This is a genomic window from Streptomyces sp. NPDC059909 (genome assembly GCF_042730885.1).
Taxonomy (GTDB): domain Bacteria; phylum Actinomycetota; class Actinomycetes; order Streptomycetales; family Streptomycetaceae; genus Streptomyces.
In genome coordinates this window covers 1-5,279 of record NZ_JBHWKX010000089.1, presented here as the reverse complement: position 1 = coordinate 5,279, position 5,279 = coordinate 1, and the positions used below count along the sequence as shown (strand labels likewise).

The following is a 5,279-nucleotide window of genomic DNA, read 5'->3' as shown; positions in this document are numbered from 1 at the left end:
GCGGCGGCTGTTCGGGTTGTTTTGCCTCGTTCTCTTTTGGTTGTTCTTGGAGGTCGCACCGCCCCCAAACACCCCCCACGCCGCCAGAGCATCAGCGGGCCTACCTGACGAGTTCGGCCGGTTCATCAAGCCGCGTCAGTTTCCGCGGGTTTGCCATCGCGTGGATCCGGCTGACTTTCCCGTTCTCCACCACGAGGCTCACCGCGGCCAGTCGGCCGTCGATCTCGATCCGGCCCGCAGGCGCACCGTTGAGCCACACGGCCGACACCACCCGGTCCGGGCGAGCGAGCAGCTTCGCCACGAGTTCGGCCCCGTGGATCGGAGCCGGAGCGGCGGCCGCAAGCCCGCCGCCGTCGGCGATCAGGACCACGTCCGGTGCCATGACGTCCAGCAGTTCCTGCACCTGGCCGGTGCGCAGCGCGGCCAGGAACCGCTCCACCACGGCCTGCTGCTCCGACCGGCTCACCCGCACCCGCGGCCGCCGGGCCGCCACGTGCTCGCGTACCCGCCGCGCGATCTGCCGCACCGCGGCCGTGGACTTGCCCGTCGCCTCGGCGATCTCGCCGTACGGAATCTCGAAGACCTCGCGGAGCACGAACACCGCGCGCTCCGTCGGCCCGAGCGATTCGAGCACTGTCAGCATCGCGATCGAAACGCTCTCCGCGAGCTCGACGTCCTCGGCGACGTCGGGGCTGGTCAGTACCGGCTCCGGCAGCCACTGGCCGACGTACTCCTCGCGGCTGCGCGACATCGTCCGCAGACGGTTGAGCGCCTGCCGTGTGACGGTTCGGACGAGGTAGGCCCGCGGGTCACGCACCTGCGCGCGGTCGACGTCGGCCCACCGCAGCCAGGATTCCTGCAGCACGTCTCCGCGTCGACCGCCGAGCCGAGCATCTCGTAAGCGACCGTGAACAGCAGGCTGCGATGGGCGACGAACGGGTCCTCGGTCACGCTGTCGACACCACGCTGGACGTCTCAGGACGCGCGGCCAGCGGAATCTCGCAGGCATCGGAGTAGCCCTGCGACGTGACCCCGTGCGCCGTATTGCACCTGGTCGCCATGTTGGCGAAGCCGATGAACGCGGTGAGTTCGACCAGCGCCGCCGGGCCGAGCCGGTCGAGCAGACGCTTCGACAGCTCGTCGGTGACGGTCGGCGGCGTGTTCGTCATGGCCTCGGCGTACTCGAGAACGTCGCGCTCCAGCGGCGTGAACACCTCCGACTGCCGCCAACGCCGCACCTGGCTGGCCTTGGCCAGGTCCAGGTTCTGGTTCAGCGCGTGGAAGTAGTTGATGTCGAGGCACCAACTGCAGCCGACCTGTGCCGCGACGGCCATGTGCGCGAACGTCTTGAGGCTTGCGTCGGCCGCGTCCCACGCGCCCACCTTGGCCGAGAACTCCTGGTTGGCCTCGGCAAGCTTGGGGTTGTTCCGCAGCACCTCGACGGGCTCGGGCACGTCACCGAGCTGCTTGATCATGTTTTCGCGGAGCTCGGCGGTGAGCTCGGCCTTCGGGACGCGTAGCGTCATGGTGTTCTCCTTGTACGTGTGCCTGTTTGGCCGTTCGGCATGAAGACACCGCCGGACCCGCGCACGTGACAACGAGGCTGAGGAGTGATCCGAGACCCCGGCACCTTCAGCTCCTGACCAGGCGGCTACATCGAGCGCGCGCCGCCGAGCGAAGGCGTGACAGAACCGTGGTTCCCCGACGCCCTCGCCGCCTTGGAACGGACCTGCCGGCCTTGCACGTCGGGGCCGAGTCCCCAGGCACGGACCCACGTCGGCGTGATCCGGATGACCTCACGGCTCATGAACGCACCGCTAGCATCCACGGTGGCGAGGCGGCCGAGCGGCTGGCTCTGCAGGTAGGCCCCACTCAGTGTCGGTCAAGGCGATCGTGGTGGGCATGGCGGACGCTGGGCCCTTCTTGGCTGACCGCGTCGAGCAGCAGTTTCGCGGCCACCGTCGCCCCGTCGGTGCGGATCGTGCCGGCCATGGCCCTCGCTCGGGCGCGGGTCTCGGGAGTCAGGGCCGTCCTGAGCACGGCTGACAGGGACTCGGTGGTCGGAGTCGGACCGTCATGCGCCGCGCCGATTCCCAGGTCGGCCACCCGGCCGGCCCAGTACGGCTGGTCCGCCGCCTGGGGTACCACCACCTGAGGCGCGCCGGCCCGGGCAGCCGTCGTCGTCGTACCCGCGCCGCCGTGGTGCACGACGGCGGCCACCCGGCCGAACAGTGCCTGCTGGTTGACCTCGCCGACGACGAAACAGTCGTCCCGGTCGTCGATCAGGGCCAGGTCGGCCCAACCGCGTCCGACGAGTGCGCGGCGGCCCTCGGCACGGATCGCCTCGATGGCCACCCGGGCGGCGTCCTTCGAGACGTGGCGCATGCTGCCGAAGCCGACATACACCGGTGGTGTGCCGGCGTCCAGGAACGCCACCAACTCGTGCGGTAGCGGGCGCTCGTCCGGCAGGATCCACGCACCGGTGTGCACGACGTCGAGGTCCGGCGTCTCCTGCCACGGGCCCAGGGTCGGGTCCGTCGCCAGCCACGGCTCGTCGGTGAAGATGAAGTTGCGGACGTCGTCCACCGGCGGCAGACCGATCGAGGCACGGTGGGTGTTGAGCGCCTCGCCGTGCAGCGCGTTGAAGCTCTGGGCGTTCAGGTCCCACAGCACCCGGTTGTCGGTCACCTCCGGTGGGAACGGCTGGCCCGGCAGCAGCAGCAGCGGCGGCGCGTGGTGCGGCGACGGCAGCAGGAACGGGCAGAAGGTCGCGTACACGTACGCGATGCCCAGCTTCTCGGCCACCGACCGCGAGGCGAAATGCGCCAGCCCGGTCGCCAAGAGCGCGTCACATCCCTCGGCTGCCGCGGCGACGGAATCGAACTGCGCGGCCAGCTCGGACACGCGCCGGGAGGCGTCCGCCGCCGACGACGGCCTCACCATCGAGTGCATCGGCGGGCCGACCGGCACCAGCGGCACGCCGACACCGGCCAGCAACTCCGCGAACTCCTTGTCCGGCGGCGCGCACACCCGCACCTCCGCACCGAGTGCCCGCAACTGCACCGCGAGTCCCACCAGCGGTTCGACGTCCCCGCGCGACCCATACGTCGACAACAACACACGCATTTCGTGACTCACCCATTCCCGTCGGTTCTGGCCTCGGCGGGCGATTCTGCGGCACGACCCGGGTCTTGCCGCAAGCCCCCCGGTGCCCTATACCTTGAGAGTGGAAAGGAGTGGGCACTCCCCTTTCCCCTCATCGTCCGCTGCGGACGGACAACCCTTTCGCGAATCGGCAGCGCGCCGCGTACGGCGGTAACGTCGGCCCTACCACTACCTTGCCGATGTGGATCTCTTCTCACGCTCGTGGGCGGCGTTGCGCACGGCTGTCGCCGAACTCCGGACAAGGACTTCGAGCAGCCGTCCGGCTGTACCGGCTGGCTCGTGCGGGACCTCGTGTGCCACCTGATCATCGACGCGCAGGACGTCCTGATCACCCTCGTGACCCCCGCCGATACGGAACCGACCGTCAACGCGGTGACCTACTGGAACGTCGAGGACCAACCGCCGACCGGCGAGGACCCGCTCGATGCGCTGACCGTCCGGCTGGCCGCCGCTTACGAGGAACCGCGCCTGCTCAAGTTCCACTTCGACGACGTCGGCTCCGCCGCCGGACGTGCCGCCGAACTCGCCGACCCCGGAGTCCGGGTGAGCACCCGCGACGAGGTCCTCACCGTGGGCGACTACCTCACTGCGTACGTCCTGGAATGGACGCTGCACCATCTCGACCTGATCGCGCACCTCCCGGACGCGGCGGAACCGCCCGCGGAGGGCCTGGCCCGATCCCGCGCGACGCTGGAAAAGATCGCCGACGCCGCGTTCCCCGCGTCGTTCACCGACAAGGACGCACTTCTGGTCGGCACCGGCCGCCGGGCACCGACCGACGCGGAGAAGGCCGAACTCGGCGAGCCGGCCGCGAAACTGCCGCTCGTCCTCGGCTGATACGTCCACAGCCTGCTCCCCCACGAAGAGACGCTCCACGTGCCGAACGTCACCACCACTCCCCCACCCACCCCACGGTCGACCCAGCACGATTCCCGCAGGTGGCAACCGACGGCTGGGGAAGTTGCCCGCAAACAATCAATGGCCCCGGCGGTTGCGGCGACAGTTCAGGGTCGTGGAGGTCGCGGTGCCAGAAGCGACCGTCCTCGTCGCGGCCATCAATGAGTGGCTGTAACCAGCACATTCAATACACCTGGTGCTGTGACCGGGAAGGTTGGCCGGGTTGAGCCGTGCGAGATGATCGCGTCATGAATGCGATCGTCTTGATGTCGGACCCGAAAGTCGCGGCCATACCCGTTGCGGAATGCGGTGAACGTCTCGTGGATGTCCGCCGCGGCGGCTCGTTGCTGGTCGACGCACGCAAGCAGGACGCGGCAGATGCCTTCGCGTACCTGCGGGAAGGCGTGCTGGAGCGGCTGCTCAAGGCCCAGGCAATGCTTCCGCAGGAACTGCGACTGCTGTTCGTCGAGGGGTACCGGCCACCCTCCCTCCAGCGGGAGTACTACGAGGAGTACGTCAGCCAGTTGCGAGCCGGCCACCCCGAATGGCACGACGAGCAGATCCACTCGGCGGCGAGCCGGTACGTGTCTCCACCCGATATCGCCCCGCACAGTGCCGGCGCGGCCGTCGACCTCACTCTGGCCGACATCGGTGGGCGCGAGCTGGACCTGGGCACGCGCATGAACGCGGATCCTGAAGAGAGCGAGGGCGCCTGTTACACCCAGGCCGTCAACATCAGCGAGGAGGCTCGCGCCAACCGGAAGCTGCTGGGAGCTGTGCTCACGGCTGCGGGCCTGGTGAACTACCCCACGGAGTGGTGGCACTGGTCCTTCGGTGACCGCTACTGGGCTCTGATCACCGGGGAGGGCGCGGCCCTCTACGGCCCGAAGGAGATCAGTCCGGGCGGCTGACCCGTCCGGCCTTGCCGGAGCCTGGCAACCGCATCGACTGCAGGGCGTGGGAGGAATCCGGCGCCAAAGCCGCCGTCGGCCGGACCACGACGATCGCCGACAGCGACTGTCCCGGTACCGGCCTCGTCGTCCCGCACCGTCGGGAGCGCGGTCAGACCAAGCTCCCGGCGTCAACTTGACCCGGCCGTAAACGACCGGGCTTGGAGGTAGCGCCCAACTGGCTGCTGGGTGGGCTCCTGCGTCCAGACACCCCTATGGGGTGGCAGGGACGCGTGACTCACGCCCCGCAGTCCACGCAGCCTCGCC

General features: G+C 69.3%; 3 protein-coding genes and 3 pseudogenes. 3 read left to right on the top strand and 3 right to left on the bottom strand.

All coding sequences use genetic code 11. From position 1 onward, the window contains the following. Window positions 1-100: 100 nt before the first annotated feature. The 3 genes and pseudogenes from sigJ to ACFV9O_RS34825 all read right to left on the bottom strand — a co-directional run bounded on the left by sigJ (window position 101) and on the right by ACFV9O_RS34825 (window position 3,126). Window positions 101-951: pseudogene (gene sigJ / locus ACFV9O_RS34835) on the bottom strand (RNA polymerase sigma factor SigJ). After that, complete coding sequence (locus ACFV9O_RS34830; protein WP_385425417.1) at window positions 948-1,526, bottom strand: carboxymuconolactone decarboxylase family protein; 579 nt, start codon at window positions 1,524-1,526, stop codon at window positions 948-950. Before ACFV9O_RS34830 ends, sigJ begins: the two are co-directional and overlap by 4 nt. Before the next feature lie 346 nt (window positions 1,527-1,872). Beyond that, window positions 1,873-3,126, bottom strand: a complete 1,254-nt coding sequence (locus ACFV9O_RS34825; RefSeq protein WP_385425415.1) for a glycosyltransferase — start codon at window positions 3,124-3,126, stop codon at window positions 1,873-1,875. Between the two features lie 220 nt (window positions 3,127-3,346). Between ACFV9O_RS34825 and ACFV9O_RS34820 the strand changes: the two are divergent. From ACFV9O_RS34820 to ACFV9O_RS34810, 3 genes and pseudogenes are all read left to right on the top strand, one after another. Then, window positions 3,347-4,002: pseudogene (locus ACFV9O_RS34820) on the top strand (maleylpyruvate isomerase N-terminal domain-containing protein). 308 nt (window positions 4,003-4,310) lie between these two features. Continuing rightward, a complete protein-coding gene (locus tag ACFV9O_RS34815) occupies window positions 4,311-4,973 on the top strand; it encodes a M15 family metallopeptidase (protein ID WP_385425412.1) in 663 nt (220 codons plus the stop codon). Window positions 4,974-4,987: 14 nt separating this feature from the next. Further along, a pseudogene (locus ACFV9O_RS34810) lies at window positions 4,988-5,140 on the top strand (IS5/IS1182 family transposase); the annotation flags it as partial. Window positions 5,141-5,279 lie beyond the last annotated feature (139 nt).

What these genes read in the sequence shown, in the direction of transcription:
- ACFV9O_RS34815 (WP_385425412.1), top strand. Translation starts at nt 4,311, where the DNA reads ATGAATGCGATCGTCTTGATGTCGGACCCGAAAGTCGCGGCCATACCC.
- ACFV9O_RS34830 (WP_385425417.1), bottom strand. Translation starts at nt 1,526, where the DNA reads ATGACGCTACGCGTCCCGAAGGCCGAGCTCACCGCCGAGCTCCGCGAA.
- ACFV9O_RS34825 (WP_385425415.1), bottom strand. Translation starts at nt 3,126, where the DNA reads ATGCGTGTGTTGTTGTCGACGTATGGGTCGCGCGGGGACGTCGAACCG.